Source organism: Polaribacter sp. BM10 (genome assembly GCF_002005425.1).
Classification (GTDB): domain Bacteria; phylum Bacteroidota; class Bacteroidia; order Flavobacteriales; family Flavobacteriaceae; genus Polaribacter; species Polaribacter marinaquae.
In genome coordinates this window covers 2,789,878-2,806,260 of sequence record NZ_CP019704.1, presented here as the reverse complement: position 1 = coordinate 2,806,260, position 16,383 = coordinate 2,789,878, and the positions used below count along the sequence as shown (strand labels likewise).

Annotated in this window: 9 protein-coding genes; all 9 read right to left on the bottom strand. The window is 32.2% G+C overall.

All coding sequences use genetic code 11. From position 1 onward, the window contains the following. Nucleotides 1-85 precede the first annotated feature (85 nt). The 9 genes from BXQ17_RS12390 to BXQ17_RS12350 all read right to left on the bottom strand — a co-directional run bounded on the left by BXQ17_RS12390 (nucleotide 86) and on the right by BXQ17_RS12350 (nucleotide 16,347). A complete protein-coding gene (locus BXQ17_RS12390; RefSeq protein WP_077810941.1) occupies nucleotides 86-1,600 on the bottom strand; it encodes an arylsulfatase in 1,515 nt (504 codons plus the stop codon). Between the two features lie 15 nt (nucleotides 1,601-1,615). After that, nucleotides 1,616-4,915: a DUF5107 domain-containing protein gene (locus BXQ17_RS12385; protein WP_077810940.1), complete on the bottom strand. Its 3,300-nt coding sequence runs from the start codon at nucleotides 4,913-4,915 to the stop codon at nucleotides 1,616-1,618. Between the two features lie 37 nt (nucleotides 4,916-4,952). Continuing rightward, on the bottom strand, nucleotides 4,953-7,793 hold the full coding sequence (locus BXQ17_RS12380) for a glycoside hydrolase family 2 protein (RefSeq protein ID WP_077810939.1): 2,841 nt from the start codon (nucleotides 7,791-7,793) through the stop codon (nucleotides 4,953-4,955). 22 nt (nucleotides 7,794-7,815) lie between these two features. Continuing rightward, nucleotides 7,816-8,553: an SGNH/GDSL hydrolase family protein gene (locus BXQ17_RS12375; protein ID WP_222927889.1), complete on the bottom strand. Its 738-nt coding sequence runs from the start codon at nucleotides 8,551-8,553 to the stop codon at nucleotides 7,816-7,818. Continuing rightward, nucleotides 8,554-9,957 carry a sugar porter family MFS transporter gene (locus tag BXQ17_RS12370; protein WP_077810938.1) on the bottom strand — a complete coding sequence of 468 codons (1,404 nt, stop codon included), beginning with the start codon at nucleotides 9,955-9,957 and terminating at the stop codon, nucleotides 8,554-8,556. A gap of 47 nt (nucleotides 9,958-10,004) precedes the next feature. After that, entirely contained in the window at nucleotides 10,005-11,615 is a 1,611-nt protein-coding gene (locus BXQ17_RS12365; RefSeq protein WP_077810937.1) for a sulfatase, read from the bottom strand. A 14-nt stretch (nucleotides 11,616-11,629) separates the two neighbouring features. Then, a complete protein-coding gene (locus BXQ17_RS12360) occupies nucleotides 11,630-13,189 on the bottom strand; it encodes a glycoside hydrolase (protein ID WP_077810936.1) in 1,560 nt (519 codons plus the stop codon). Between the two features lie 125 nt (nucleotides 13,190-13,314). After that, nucleotides 13,315-14,751 carry a hypothetical protein gene (locus tag BXQ17_RS12355; protein ID WP_077810935.1) on the bottom strand — a complete coding sequence of 479 codons (1,437 nt, stop codon included), beginning with the start codon at nucleotides 14,749-14,751 and terminating at the stop codon, nucleotides 13,315-13,317. 42 nt (nucleotides 14,752-14,793) lie between these two features. Next, nucleotides 14,794-16,347, bottom strand: a complete 1,554-nt coding sequence (locus BXQ17_RS12350) for a glycoside hydrolase (protein ID WP_187661404.1) — start codon at nucleotides 16,345-16,347, stop codon at nucleotides 14,794-14,796. Nucleotides 16,348-16,383: the final 36 nt, after the last annotated feature.

Sequence of the window (16,383 nt, the reverse complement as noted above, 5' to 3'; positions counted from 1 at the left end):
GAATTCTTAATAATTTAATTTTCCGCAATTGCTATATTTTCTATTAAATCTCATATGATTAACTCATATTTTAAACTTTATAAATCTATTTCTGATCTAAAATTGCATTGATTTTTTGTTCCATTACCTCAACTATTTTTGGGTGATTTTTATAGACATTATTTTTTTCTGATGGATCTTCATCTAAATTAAATAATTGCACTTCTTCTCTAAATCCTGGATCTACAAATTTTTGAACAATCCAATTAGGCACAGGTTTCTTTTTAGGTTTTATGTATTTCCACTTTCCCATTCTTAAACCGTAAGTATAGGCTTCTTCTAATAAAAATTTACGCCCTTTATTCGATTTCCCTAACCACGACTTTAAAAAATCTTGACTATCTGGAGCCGCATCTTTTTCAATATCTTGTTTTACTAAACAAGCCAGAGATTTATACAAATCTACTTGAGATAACAATGCAGAACTCGTACCTGGTTTTACTTCTTTTGGCCAATGTACTATTGTTGGCATTCTAGTTCCTGCTTCATAAACAGAATATTTACTTCCTCTAAAAATACCTCCTGGTTTATGGTCTCCAACTAATTCTCTAGCATAATCTACATATCCATCATCTAAAATAGGTCCGTTATCACTAGTAAAAATGATTAACGTATTTTCTAAAAGATTGTGTTTTTTTAAGGTTTTTGTAATTTGACCCACGCACCAATCCATTTGAGCAATAACATCTCCACGAGGTCCCATACTGCTACTTTCTACAAACTTAATATTTGCTATTCTTGGTTGATGAATGTCGTGTAACGAAAAATATAAAAAGAATGGTTTTTCCGTATTTTTATTTATAAAATCGTTGGCTTTATCGGTTAATACAAAAGGAAAATCTTCATCTACCCAAAGTGCATCTTTTCCACCTTTCATATAACCAATTCTACTAATTCCATTAATTACAGCTCCTTGATGATAAGGATCTGTATGTTGTTTTAATAATTCTGGATGTTTAAATCCCCAAGGATAACCTTCAATTCTAGAACCATAACTTACAGTTATTGGATCATTAATATCTAAACCAACAACTTCTTGGTTTTCAAGAAATACACAAGGTACTCTATCTCCTGTTGCAGGAATTAAAAAACTATAATCAAAACCAACTTCTTTTGGTCCTAAAGGAATACGCTTGTTCCAGTCTATTTTTCCTTTACCCAAACCTAAGTGCCATTTACCAACTACACCTGTTGTGTATCCTGCTTTTTGCAACATTTTTGGTAACGTCTCTTTTTTGGTATCTATTATTAAGGGAGCATCACCCTCTAAAATAGCAGCATTACTTCTAAAAGCGTAACTACCTGTTAATAAAGAATAACGAGATGGTGTACAAGTTGCAGCAGAACAGTGTGCATCAGTAAGATTTAAACCATTTTTTGCTAAAGTATCAATATTAGGTGTTTTTACCCCAATTGCTCCATTTACTCCGATATCACCAAAACCTAAATCGTCTACATAAATGATGACAATATTGGGATTATTCTTTTGAGAAAAAACAGTACTATTTACTCCCATAAGGAAGAAAATAATACTGTAATACATTAAATATTTAAAGTTCATGAAGTTTAAGTAATATTATGAAACACCAACCAATTGTGCATGAATATTTGCTGGTATATGAGATAGGTTTGTACGTTTTACTTTATCGAAAGCTTCAATAGCCCCTGCATCATTGCCTTTACCTAATTGACCAAGACCAATTAAATAGTTACAATGTATTTTGTTAATAACGTTTAAATCTTCTTCCCAAATTAATAAATCTGGTAGTGAAATGGCAAAGTAATCTAACTTTACATTATCATTCATATGCGCTAAACCATAGTTTAAGAGGTTATCAAATCTCTTTTCTGCTTTTTTAGATTTTCCTAATTTTTGTAAAGCTAAACCTTGGTAGAAAATTTTATCTGGTTGCTGATCGTTATAAAATATTGCAGGACTAGGATCGCTTAACCCTTCTGATGCTAACTCAAAGTATGATTTTGCTTTATCTTTATCACCTAAACCTTCATAGGCGCAACCTAACCAATAATCAATATCATTTTCTACGGTACCATGCAATTTACCTTCACCTAAATTATGAGGATATGTTTTTGCTGCGATGAGCAACTCAATTGCATATTCAAAATTCTTTGCGTTAATGTTTTTCTTAGCTAGTTCTGTATAACAGGTTAAATATTGAAAAGGTACTTTACCTTCTCCTCCTTCCCAAGGATGAAACTGGCGGTTTTCTATCAATTCTTTCGCTTTTTCAAAATCGCCTTTTAAATTGTATAGAGAAATGCGCTCTAAATATAAATCGTCTCTAGAATTGGTTAACTCTATATATTGCTCTAAAAGAGACAAACGCTTGTCTATAGATACATTTATTTTCTTATACAATTGGTCCAACTCCATTAACAATCTAGCGTCTGTATTATCTATCTTAAAGGCTCTTTCTAGATGTTTTACTGCCAACTCTTTTTGATTGGTTTTGTTGTAATACAGTAAAGCTAAATTACGATGGATAATTGCAAAACGTTCATCTAATTTCACGGATGTTTCCCAACATTCTTGCGCTTCAACATATTGTCTATTTGCATACCAAAAGTTACCTAAATAATAAAATGCTTTGGCATCAGATGGGTTTGCTATACAAGCAGCTTGTAGCGCTAATACTTCTTCTATTTTATTTGGAAAACAATATTTATCTGGCATTTGAGAGGCTTTTTTGTAAGCTTCTAATGCATTTGTATGATCTCCTTTTTGGTCGTAAAACCATCCCATAAAATAGTGTACCATAGGATAAACCTTAGTATTCTCTTCTGTGTGTACTTTTAATAAAGCCACAGCTTCATCAAACTGACCTGCCGAAGCATAATCTAGAGAAAACTCAATATAATTATGCGCATTATTTCTTAAAATATGTTTAAGAGCCTCTACATCTTCTTGTTTATTTGATAAAATATAACGTTCGTATAAAACCCCGAAATTAAACTTATCGATAGCTAAAGATTCTTCTATTAATTTACCAGCAGCTTCTAGTTTACCTTGTTTTCTTAAAATAACAACTTTTAAATGTCTTGCTTTATGATTGTGCCAGTTTTTAATTAATGCTCTATCTACAAGGTCTAACGCTTTTTCTAAATCACCTTTAGAGCAATCTATTTGCGCCAAATTAAAGTAACCTGCATCTTGCCATTGTGCATTCCAACACGCTTTAAAGAAACTTGCGTACGCTTCTTCTTTTTTACCTAAGAAATTTAAAGCCAACCCTTTATTAAAGTAAGGTTCTCCATCATACGGATTTGGATTATGACTTGTTAACGTTTCGATAGCCGTGTTAAAATATTGGATAGATTTTTCTAATTGCCCTTTGCGCATATACCAAAGCCCCATTGCATTATTACAACGTACATCTTTTGGTGCTCTTCTTAACGCTTCTTCATAATAATCTGTGGCATTAAAAGTAGCATGTCTGTACTGCTCTAAATGCAATCCTCTTAAATACAAACCTTCTACAGTATCGATATCTTTAGGATCTTTAGCAGCTTTTGCTGGTTCAGGAATTTCTTCCGATAAATCTTTGTCTGGTTCCCATGAGACCAATACTTTACCAGCAGCATCATTTACTGATATTTGTAAATCATCAAACGTATTAGTTCCTATTTCTACAGATTGTTCAAAACCTACTTCTGGAGAAAGGTTTACAACTTCTTCGTGTACTACTGTATCATTTGCTTTTAAAGTAATTACACAATTGTTATAGGTAGAGGTAACATATACTTTTACCAATGCTTTACCATCAACCATTTCTAAGTTTACTAAAGCTTCTTTGGTTGCATTTTTTACTACACCAACATTATAGTAAGGCATAAAATACTGCTTAAAGCTTTTCTCTTCGTAAGGATGCATCCAAGAGAAATCTGGTTGATTGTCTGTATATACGCCACACATTAATTCTATGTATGGTCCGTCTGTATCTGTTAAATTTCTATCCCATGCTTTTCCAAATTCTCCATTACCCCAAGTCCATTGTTTTTTTCCAGGAGACACATTATGGTCTGCTACGTGTAATAATCCTCCTTTAGAATCATTCTCATAACCACCCACAAAATCATATTTAGACGTAATTGCCATATAACTTGTTGGTACAGGAATATTTTTATATCTAGAAATATCTGTTCCTGGTGAGTAATCTACTTTATAGTATTCTCCTTTTGCAATTGGAAATTCAGAAACATCACGTTTTCCGTGGTCAAATACTGCATTTACATCTGGAGGAAATACAGATTGATAATGATCATTAACAGCTACAGCAGGGTTTGCCCACCATAAAAAAGTTTGTGGATGAGGTGTTCTGTTGTATAAATGTGCTTTAATTTCTATATATGCTTTATCTGGATGTAAGGTAAAACCTGCCATACCTTTTGTACGGAACATACGTTCTAATTCGCTTACCCAAATGGTTTTACTACCATCCTCATTATCTTCTATATAAAAATCTGTTGGATCGTAAGTACTTGGTCTATGGTGTTGTGGCCAGTTGAATTCAATTCCTCCAGAAATCCAAGGACCAGTTAAACCTACAAGTGCTGGTTTTATTACATGATTATAATATACAAAGTCACGCTTACGAATTTTATCGTAAGCTCTTTGAATTCTTCCACCTAAAGCAGGTAAAATCATTAATTTTATATAATCATTTTCTATAAAAATAGCATCCCATTCTTTATCTACTTTTGTATCGCTAATTTTTTCTATTACAGGATGTGGATATACTGCTCCACTACTTGCTTGATATACTCTTTTTTCTAAAAAAACAGGATATTTTTCTGGAGCTCCAACTTCGTAAGTAGGAATCATCACTTTCTCCTCCCAGGCTTTTACAGTTCTCATATGACTTTGTTTTACATAACACTCAAAAAAAAGAGTATTAATACTTTAACATTTGTTTTAATTGTTTCTCTTTTAGTTCTATTATAGGATTAAAAGCATCACTTGACACATAGTGCTCTAAACTATACAACAACTGTTTTGCTTCTAATCTTTCTTCTAAATTTGTGTGTAAGTCTATTCCAGAAAACAGTAGTTTTCCTTTACCAACTTTAGCTTCAAAAAGTAGTGCTGTTTTTCTGTTTTTAAACCAATCGTCAATTACCCTAACTATTGGATTAATTTCTGGAAGTTCATCAAAAATGATGGCGTTAGAATGACTCATGGCATCCCACCACTGCCAGTTAGAATGGTATTCTGTTGGAAAATGAGCCAACGCAGGATGCTTAGGATCACAAAGGATTCCTAGTGTGTGTGGTTTTTGTTCTTTAGTCCAAGAGGTATTCCAGAAAATACTTGAAAAACCAATTCCGATATCACCTCCATATTCTGGAGTAATGTCTCCTTTGGTGATGTTCAATAAAACACTTCCTCCATTATTTAAATATGCTAATGTCTTAGCATCTAATTTATTGGTTACTTTATAGCCTTTCTTATTTTTTATAGGTGCTTTTTCATTTGGATATACCCAAATATCCCAACTGTTTTTAAATTCATTAACAGTAATACTTAACGTTAATTTTTGAGCTTTCGTAATTTTCTTAAAAGATTGATTAATTACACCTAATTGAATTCCATTTCCTAACGGGATGTTAGTTGTTTTTAATTTTCCTTCAGAAAAAATACTTCCATCAGGTTTTGTGAATGTCCATTTTGGAGTTACATTATCCAATGTTGCTTCTCCAAAATGAGCAATTTCAATTACAGCTGATAAAGTATCTGTATTTTGAAAAGTTCTTTTTTCTAAACGCGCTAACGGAACTGTTTTTCCACTAAATTGTTTAAATTCTTCTGGAGTTACGTATCCTTTTTCATCCCAAAAAGCATCTAAAACGCCTACTAAAGCTGTTCCTTGTCCAGGAAAATCATGTAAATCTAGTAATTGAAAACCAGCCATCCCTTTGGTTCTTAAAGCTGCTTCAATATCTGCCTTATAACACAGCGTTTGCAATTTACCTGACGCCATCAAAAAATCCTCTGCCAAATCACTCATCCCATTTTCTGATAAAGTTTCTTTAAAAATCTCAAAGTTTTTAGGTTTTAAAACACCAGTGTATTTAGACATTTCTTTAAAGTTTGGATACACACACCATTGGCCCATTTCATGGCTTACATAAGGCATTGGAGTTTTATCTATAAACTTACTCCAATCGAATACTGTTTGAGGGGCTTTGGCATTAATTATACTTTTTAAATTTTCGTTCCAACCTTGAATTCTAGGACCTCTATGGTTATAATAATCCATATTTGGCAAATACGGATACCCTGCACCACTAGTATACAAACGTCTGTTATCTAAATTTTTAAAATGATCTACGTATTTGGTTAAATATTCTTTGTGATATTTTCCACTTGGCTCATTTCCGTAAGTCATTAAGACAAAAGAAGGATGATTTCCATAAGCATCAATAATAGCTTCACCTTCTTTATACAACCAATGATCAACTGGTGTTCCATCTCCTAAATTTGCTAACCAAGCAGATGCTTCTGCCTGAATATACACGCCCATTTCATCAGCTGCTATAAATGCTGCTTCAGGTGGACACCAAGAGTGAAAACGAACATGATTTAATCCATGCGATTTAATAATTTTTAGAATTCGTTTCCACGAATCTACATCTGTTGGGGGATAGCCCGTTTTTGGAAAAATTGCACACTCTAGAGTTCCTCTTAAATATATAGGGCGGTTATTTATTTTAAAAATAGTACCATCAGCTTTAAACTCTCTCATCCCAAAATCTATACGTTTTGTATCAACTGCTTCATCAGATTTTAAAACAAGTTGCATTTCATAAAGATTAGGGTTGAATTCATCCCAAAGCTTAGGGTTTTCTCCCATATTAAAGTTTACCACTATTTTATTATCTACATCTAGCTGAACATCTTTTATAACTTGTTCTAAAATATTTTTATGATTTGATTTCTCTCTAACTTGAAGGGTTAATTCTGGTTTAGTATTTTGTGTATCACCTTGTATTTGAGCAACAACTTTTACTGATTTAGTGGAAACATTTGGATACAATTTTACTACCCCTAATGCCAATTTAGGAGCAACTTCAAGCTTAATACCGCCAACAATACCATTCCAGTTTGTTTGTGTATTATCAGAAATACTATGGGCATCTTTACCAACATTAATATCTTTTATACTATTATCAACTCGAATAGAAATGGTATGAGCTCCAGAAGTTAAGAAATTACTTACATCATAATTATGTGCTGTAGCTAGACTATTTTGCATGCCTACTTTTTTGTTATCTACCCAAACTGTAGACTCCCAATGCACACGTTCTAAATGTAGTTTGATGGTTTTACCATTCCAATTCTCTGGAATAGTTACCGTTTTTTGATACCAAGCCGCTCCTTTATAATCTTTAACAGGTTGCAACCAAAAAGGAATTTTAATATTTCCTTCTTTTCTATACTTTGCCATTTTTGGATCTGTATACCACAAACTATCATTCCACATATTACCTGTATAATTTGTGTTTACAGTAATATCATCTCCTTTACCATTTTCTGCCATAGAACCTGGCAACTTAATAGTATCTGATAGTTTATCTAAAAACCAGTTTTGCTTTTCTCCAACATTTAAAGAATCAATTTTAAACCTCCAATTGCCAGATAAATCTATTTGCTTCTCTGCTTTTTTTGCACAAGCATTTAATGCCAGTAAAAACGAGCAAATAAGTATAACTTTTATGGTTTGTAAAAACTTCATTTAGTAAATCTTCTTTCTTCTATTAGTGTATTTTGAAATATTCGAAAATAGCATCTGCAACAAATTGATGTCCTTTTTGATTGATATGATTGTTCTGAGACATATACCCTATTAATGGTTGAATTGATGCCAAGTCTTTAAATAGCTGATAACTATCTACCAAACCAACATTATACTTTTTTGCTAACGCTCTTATTTGTGCACTATGTTTGGCTAAAGGAGTTTCATTTGAAGAAATATCTTCTTTTAAATCTGGTGTAGGGGTTAGCAAAATTACTTTTGCTCCATAATGCAAGGCTTCTTTTATCATTTGCTCCCAAGCAATTTTTGCTCGTTCTAAACCAATACTTCTATCATTTAATCCATAATCAATAAAAAGTACATCTGGCCTATGATTTAATACCTCAGCTTTAAAACGTTTTGCTCCTTGTTCTGCTTGTTCCCCACCAATTGAAGTTGTGATAGTGTTTACCACAGAATACGGATAAAAGTCGTTGACCTTTTTTAAGGTTCTGTACGGATAAGAATTTGAGCGATCTATAACACCTCTTGTAGTGTAACCTGTAGGAACTGAATGCCCGTGAAAAACCAGATTAATAGTTCTATTCTTTGGCCACTTTACTTTTAATTCTTTTTTTAGTGAATCTAAATAGTGCTTTACAATATCCTTATTTGAATTAGAAAATTCTTGAGCACAAGCAAAGTTTAAACTCATTAATAAAATAACAATTAGAATTTTATGTTTTTTTAATTTCATCATTTATTCTTTGTCTTTTGTTAGTTCTATTTCTATTTCTTCTAAGCTTTTACCCTTGGTTTCAGGTAACTTATTTTTTATAAATAAAAATCCTGCTATACAGATGAAACCATATACCCAAAATGTACCTGAAGCTCCTAATGCATCATTTAAAATTGGAAAAGTAAAGGTTAATATAAATGAAGCTACCCATAGTGAAAATGTTGCGATAGACATTGCTACACCTCTTATTTTATTTGGAAAGATTTCTGATAAAACTACCCATGTAATTGGTGCTAAAGACATCGAATAAATTGCAATGGCAGTAATTACTAAAATTAAAACAGGTAAACCTGTAAATTCCATGTAATAAGCACCACCTAAAATAATGTACACAACACCTAAACCAATAGAACCTAATAGCATTAATTTTCTACGACCCCAACTATCTACCGTTCGCATTGCAACAAGTGTAAATATTAGGTTTACACTACCAGTAATTACAATGTTAAATAACATATCTCCTACACTGTAACCAGCTGCTGTAAAAATTTCTTCAGCGTAATTGAAAATAATATTGATACCACACCATTGTTGGAATATTGCCAAAACAACACCTATAATTAGGATAGGTTTAATCTTTGGACTTTTAAAATCAGAAAAACTAATTTTAGAGGTATTTCCTTCTTGCAGTGTTTGCTTAATATTGGCCAACTCTTCTTCTGCATAAGAAGTTCCACCTATTTTAGATAAAACCAATTTGGCAGTATCATTATTGTTTATTTTTACTAAAAATCTTGGACTTTTAGGCACGATAAACATCAACGCAAAAAATAAGATTGCAGGAATTATTTCTGCCCAAAACATCCAACGCCATCCTGTTTGCCCATTCCATGAAGCTAAAATCATTTCTGGCGAAAAACTATCTGGTATAGCTTCTGCGATTAAAAAGTTTGCAATTTGAGCAGCTAAAATTCCTATTACTAGTGTTAATTGATTAATCGCTACAAATTGACCTCTATATTTTGCTGGTGCAATTTCTGCAATATACATTGGCGATAAAGTAGACGCCAATCCTATACCTAAACCACCTATAAGTCTATAAATTATAAAGGGGGTGAATTCATCTACATAACCAGTACCAAAAGCAGATAACGTAAACAAAGCTGCAGCTAAAATTAAAGGTTGTTTTCTACCAAATTTATCTGCTACAAAGCCAGAAATTACCGCCCCAAAAATACAGCCAATTAACGCACTACTCATTGCCCAACCTTGTAATGTTGGTTGCGAACTAATATCAAAAAAGAGTTCGTAAAATGGTTTTGCGCCTCCTATAACTACCCAATCGTAGCCAAAAAGGAAACCACCCATTGCAGATACTAGTGCAAGGAATAATAAATAGGCAAAGTTAAATTTAGTTTTAGACATAAATTATTGTTTTGGTAAGTAAACTGTTGTGGTCTGGTATTTATTTATTAATCTTTTGTATTCAAGCTACTGTCGTACCAGTTATTCTTAGGATCAAAATCTTTACTCAAAAAGTTCTTACGTTGCTTTTCAAGACGTTGTAACATTTTCGTTCTTCTTTCCTCTTGTTTTTTAGCTGCTTTAGCTGCATCATAATCGGCATAAACTTCAGGTATTTTAGCATTCATATTTTTTAAATATGCATCTAACTCTGCCCTTAAACTTTTAGCAATCGCTTCTTCTTTTTTAGAAATATCATTTTTCTCTCCTAGATCATTTGATAAATTATACAACTCATCATGCCCATCTTCCCAATAATGAATCAATTTATACGCTTCTTTTCTGATGATACTTACAGGATCACCTCCTTGATTACCATAGTGAGGATAATGCCAAAATAATGGTCTAGTATTTAAAGGCTTCCCTTGTAAAAGAGGTACTAAACTTACTCCATCAATTATTTGGTTAGGGTCTTTTTCTGCTCCAACTAAGTCTAAAAGTGTTGGATAAAAATCGATTCCAGAAACAGGATAATCAATAGATTTTGGAGTGTTTTTTAACATCGGTGCTTTAATCAAATAAGGCTCTCTAATACCACCTTCCCATTGGTATCCTTTACCTCCTCGTAATGGAAAATTAGTCGTAGAAAATGCATCTCCACTAGCAACTCCTCCATTATCAGAAGTAAAGACTATTATTGTATTATCATCAATTCCTAATTCTTTTAATCTTTTTAAAACAACACCAACAGCATCATCCATAGATTCTACTAAACCTGCATAAATAGGATTATCTTGTACATTTCTGATAGGTAATCTTGCCTCCATTTCAAAACCAGATTCTGGTATACCCTGTGCTTCTGCTTTGTTTCTATATTTACTCCATTTTTCTTGTGTAGTTTGAATAGGACCATGAACAGCATAAAAGGACAAGAAAGCAAAAAATGGTTCGTCTTTATTTGTTGAAATAAAATCTGCAGTTTCTAACGCTAAACGTTTTGTTAGATTTTCACCTTCGTATTTGTAATCTAATTTAGGATTTCTCCAAGGAGCATAATATCCACCCTTAGGACCACCAACTTCCCAACCACCAATATTAATATCAAATCCATTATTTTCTGGAGAATAAGGTTCATCACCTATATGCCATTTTCCTGCAAAAAAGGTTTTGTATCCGTTTTGTTTTAAAGCTTCTGCAATTGTAATATTCTCTTCTGGTAAAGCATGAGCATACTCTGGTGGCATCACTTTAGTGTTGTAATAGTCTCCCCATTTTTTTCCAGTTGCAGCACCTATCCAATCTGTTACTCCATGACGAGTAGTGTACTGCCCTGTCATTAAACTTGCTCTAGAAGGGCTACATACTTGAGCTGCAGCATATCCTTGCGTAAATTGTACTCCTTCTTTGGCAATAGCATCAATATTTGGAGTTTCATAATATTTACTACCTGAATAACTTAAATCATGAGCACCAAGATCGTCTGCCAAAATAAAAACGATATTCGGTTTTTTTTGTGCACTATTATTACTTTTTTCCTCTTTACCCTTACAGCTATTTAATAAAATGGCAACTAAACAAAGGCTTAAAACTGATTCTAAAAAATTATTTTTAAATTTCATTTACTGATGTATTTTTATTTGGATGTACTACCTATTAATGTATTTACTGAACGTCTACTTACTGTTATTATTTGTTTTGTTACTTTTTGATACTCTAGATTTTTATCTTTTGATGTTTCGTATTTAGCTTGAATGTTATAGCCTGAAAAATCAATAGTTTTATCTGTATCACCATAATTTATGGCAACGATTACAAGTTTTGAGGTTTCATGATCTACATATGCAGACAACATTAAATCTTTATATTGTTCTTTTAATGTCTTCTTTTCATTTAACTGAATCTTTACACGTTGCATGTTAGGCCTAATAAATCTCGAAAAATTACCAAAAGCCCATAATAATTTAGAATCATGGAAATCTCCATCCGATTTCATTTTATTCAAATTGTACAAATCTTTTTGATCTCCTGTATCTAAATAAATTAAGCCATCTTTAAAATTGGCATTTGTTAAGGCGGTCCACCATTGCCAAGAACTTGCATTTGCAATAGTTAAATCTGCATGAATTACACGTGCTACATACAGTGCAGTATTTATACCTAAATCTCTTTTCCATCCTCCTCCAATGTCGTCTGTTTTTTCAAGGATACAAAACTCACTTTGCCAATAATTTACGTTGTAATCTTTTAGTTTACTATTTAATTTTTTTCTGATCGATATTAAACTATCTACTGGCCAGGTTGTAAAATAACTGTGTCCTGAAATGGTTTGTTTTACATTTTTTAATTGATTATTAGGATTAAAAAAATATTCTATTTGACTTCCTCTTTCTGGTTTTCCAAAATCGGAATACAACCAACGTAAATCTGCAGCCTCTCCTAATACAATCTTTGTTGACAGCTTATTTTCTTCTATTTTTTGATTTAATAATTTTGATATTTTTAAAATATTAACATTGGTTGCTGGAGTTCCTTCTTGCGACCTTTTTTCCCAATCCCATTGTGGTTCATTTATTGGACTTAAATAATCAAAAGCAATTCCTTTAGATTTAAAGTGTTTTAGAAACTCAACCATAAACTGAGCATAATCATCAAAATGCTCTGGTTTTAAATTTATCTCTCCATCTTTATTATCACCATTAAAACCTTTACCATTTTTTGTCCATTGAATAGGAGCTGAAATAGAAAATGCTAAAAATTGATCTACTCCATATTTTTTAGCCGAATTTAAAAACCATTGTTGCCCTTTTTGTTTTGACCAATCGTAATTTCCTTTTGCATCTATAAAAGATTCATTTCTTCTCCATTCATTTTCTATTAGAGAACTATCTTTTTGTTCGGTTGTTCCGGCACCTATATAAAATCTCCAAATTGAAAGTCCAATCCCTTCTGGATTTCCTTGTTTGTCAAGCTCTTGACTAAAAAGTAACTTGGCTATTTTTTTTCTTTTTTGTTCAGGCCAATTTTTACCAACAAACTGACATCTCCAGGCATCAGATGCACCAAATCCTTCTATTGTTTGAAATATTTTTTTTGTATTAATATTTACTTCTAAAACTTCTTGATGAACTTTAGATTCACAACTTATCAGAAATATAAAAATTATAAAAACATATAAAATACTACTCTTATTCATTTATTGTAAAAAATTACCCAAAACCTAACCTAACACTTTATTTCATTAACAAAATTAATAAAACAACAATTAATAAAAATAGACAACAAAAGTATAAATATGGACAAAAATACTTAAATTAGAAATTAATTACCTTTTAAAATAATCTTATAAATTTGATGTAAACCTTCTTTATTGACATCAAAAACTACTTCATTATTTGAAGATAATTTTGCAGAAGCCACTTCTGTTATGTATGGTTCTGCTTTGGCTGTATCATTATAATCAAAAGGCACAAAACGATGAACACTTTCTATAGAAGTTACAGTAAACCCATCTACTTTGACTCCAACTTTTTTACCACTTTCTTTAGCTCCTGTTACATATAAAACCATAGTGTTTGCATCTTGTAAAGCAGCCGCAATATGAAATGTACTGGATGTTGTTTTTAACGCCTTTCCTTTATATTCACTTGCCATTTCTCCTAAAATCTGACCTGCTGGAAAAATTTTAGAAAAATTCCAATTGGTTAAACCTAAACCTGGAACAGGAGTATTTACTGGTGGCCAATAAGCTGCTGCTTCCGCACCAGCTCTTGCGTAAATATGTATTATATCTGGAATTATATTAGCCGCCTCCATATAAAGCGCTCTTTCATTATAATCTCTAGAAGGCATCCACTCTGATAAATACTTGAAATTTTTGTTTGGGTTAAAGTTATTAGCACAGTCTATAATTCTTTTTTCTAAGCCTTTTATATTGTGTGTATTTGTTGTATATCCAGTATATGTATGTAATGCCACTCCATCAATCACATCGTAAGCCTTTGTAAATTTCTGCTTCATCGTTGTAAACTCATCAGGAAAAGTATAATCACCATTTACTAAAAGTTTAAAAGAATGGTTTGGAAATTTTTGATCTAGATGCTCTGCAATTTCCATAGCAACTTTTACATATTTATCTAACTTTTGAACTCTAGAAACACCTCCTGCCCATTGCAACCACCACTCATTACCAATCTCTACAATACCATTATCAATACCTGATGCTACAATGGCATTTTCTGCAACTTGCTCTAACTTTTGTATTGCATTGTTCCATTGAGAAGAACCAGGGTTTGTATTCATGGCATCTACAGTAGGTATTACTATACTATAATTATTGAAGTTCTCTTTTAATGCAGATACAGATGCCCCTGGCTCTGCAGGAGCATCTTTCCAATTAGGAGTTGCATTACTTGTCCAAGCATAAAATTCTGACTCCCAGCCACCAGGATATCTAAATACTTTAGAGTTTAACCCCATATTTTCAAGCGTATTTGTAAAAGTAGAAAAACCCGTATTTGGCACTCTTCTCCAATCATTATTTACTCCAAAAATATCTGGATTTATATTTACACCATCAGTTGCATCAACTTTAAGGGTTATATCAAATGCTATATCACCTGTAACATCACCTCCATCACCAATATCATCAAAAATAGGATCGTTAGGATCTGTACCTCCCTCACTTGAACAAGCGAAAACAAAAAGACCAAATATTATAACTAAAAAAAAAGATTTCAATTCGATGTACTTTTTCATGTTGTACTAATTTTATTATAATTAAAGATTTTTTAGCTAGACTTATTTTAAGACAGCTTTTAATGTTACTATAGTTTTCTTTGGTATGCTTATATTATCTACAGAGACTTCAGATCTTCTTAAATTACTTGTATTTGAAGTTGTATATACCTCAAAAGCATCTCCCTTGATTTCAAAATCTGTACTATAATTTTCTAATTTTAAATCTCTGTTTGTATCGGTATTATTAACACATACCAACACAATTTCATTTGTGTTTTGATTTTTATAACCTGAAATCATAAAGTTTTCAACTGATGTTTCATCATTATAATCTGCATCAACAACTTCAAACCTCTCCATTCCCGGTCTAACAAACCTACTATAATTACCTAACGCCCAGAGAAGTTTGTTAGGAGTAAAAGTACCATCGGTATGTGTAGGACTGTTTGAATTTGGTTGATATAGAATTAAATTAAAGCGAAAAGGGTGATCCCCGAAGGTGGATTGATTTAAAGCCGTCCAAAAACTCCAACCTGTTGCATTTCCAAAAGCTAAATCTGTATGAATTATTCTAGCCATCCATAAAGCATAATCAATTTCTGTAAAAGCTGAAACATCTAAACCTTGTTGATAACCTGTACCTAAAAGACTATATTCTGTTTGCCAATAATCTAAGTTATAATTTGCTAAAGTTGTTCTTAACGTTTTTCTTTGCCTTAAAGACTCTTGAGTAGTACCATTACTAAAATAACTGTGGCCTGCTATATATTTAGATAAGTTTTTTAAATTTCCAATATAATTTGGACTGGACTCATTAAAAAAATCATTAACCTGGTTGGTAGTATTGTTACTACCTTCAAACAAATATTTTAGTTGTGCTGCTTCTGGAAGCATAATTTTGGCTTTTACACCTTTTAGAGTAAAAGCGTTATCTATAATTCTAGTTACTTGGGCAATTTCTGCATTTGTTGCCCTTGTACCTGATTGTTGTGCAGAACCTACAGTTGCATTCCATTGATATTGCGTTTCATTAAATGGGCAAACTGTTGTAATATTAAACCCTTGATCCTCGTAATATCTAACTACAGTTGCTAAAAAATCTGCATATTTAGTATAATTTTCTGGCTTACAATTAAAATTACTAACGTCTGAAGTACTAAAAACATAACCATTTTTAGACATAAAATAAGGAGGTGCTGTTGCCCATGTGGTAAATTTAGATACACCAAATTCTCTTGCTTTGTTCATAAACCACTGTTCTCCCTGCTGTTTCGCCCAATTGTAATTTCCAGAAGCATCTAAATAACACTCTGTTTCTCTAAACCAATTGGATGCAGAAAAACCACTATTAACTTGATCAGCCGCTCCATCACCTATAATTGTTCTCCATAAAGACAAACCAATTCCTTTAGGATTACCTTGCACATCAGTATCTGAACTAAAAAGCAATTCAGCCACTTTATTTTTGGATGCATCAGGCCATTTTCCGACCCATTGATCTTGAAAACCACCTGAAGCACCAAAATGATCTATAACTTGAAATGTATTATTGATATTAAGTATTATACCTTCTTCTGGAACATCAAATTTAGGGTCATTTGAATCTGTAGCCATATCTTGACTACAGCCAAGAAAAACCAAACTAAAAAC

Bases quoted from the DNA above. Each gene is read 5' to 3' on its own strand.
- BXQ17_RS12390 (WP_077810941.1), bottom strand. From the start codon at position 1,600: ATGAACTTTAAATATTTAATGTATTACAGTATTATTTTCTTCCTTATG.
- BXQ17_RS12385 (WP_077810940.1), bottom strand. From the start codon at position 4,915: ATGAGAACTGTAAAAGCCTGGGAGGAGAAAGTGATGATTCCTACTTAC.
- BXQ17_RS12380 (WP_077810939.1), bottom strand. From the start codon at position 7,793: ATGAAGTTTTTACAAACCATAAAAGTTATACTTATTTGCTCGTTTTTA.
- BXQ17_RS12375 (WP_222927889.1), bottom strand. From the start codon at position 8,553: ATGATGAAATTAAAAAAACATAAAATTCTAATTGTTATTTTATTAATG.
- BXQ17_RS12370 (WP_077810938.1), bottom strand. From the start codon at position 9,957: ATGTCTAAAACTAAATTTAACTTTGCCTATTTATTATTCCTTGCACTA.
- BXQ17_RS12365 (WP_077810937.1), bottom strand. From the start codon at position 11,615: ATGAAATTTAAAAATAATTTTTTAGAATCAGTTTTAAGCCTTTGTTTA.
- BXQ17_RS12360 (WP_077810936.1), bottom strand. From the start codon at position 13,189: ATGAATAAGAGTAGTATTTTATATGTTTTTATAATTTTTATATTTCTG.
- BXQ17_RS12355 (WP_077810935.1), bottom strand. From the start codon at position 14,751: ATGAAAAAGTACATCGAATTGAAATCTTTTTTTTTAGTTATAATATTT.
- BXQ17_RS12350 (WP_187661404.1), bottom strand. From the start codon at position 16,347: ATGGCTACAGATTCAAATGACCCTAAATTTGATGTTCCAGAAGAAGGT.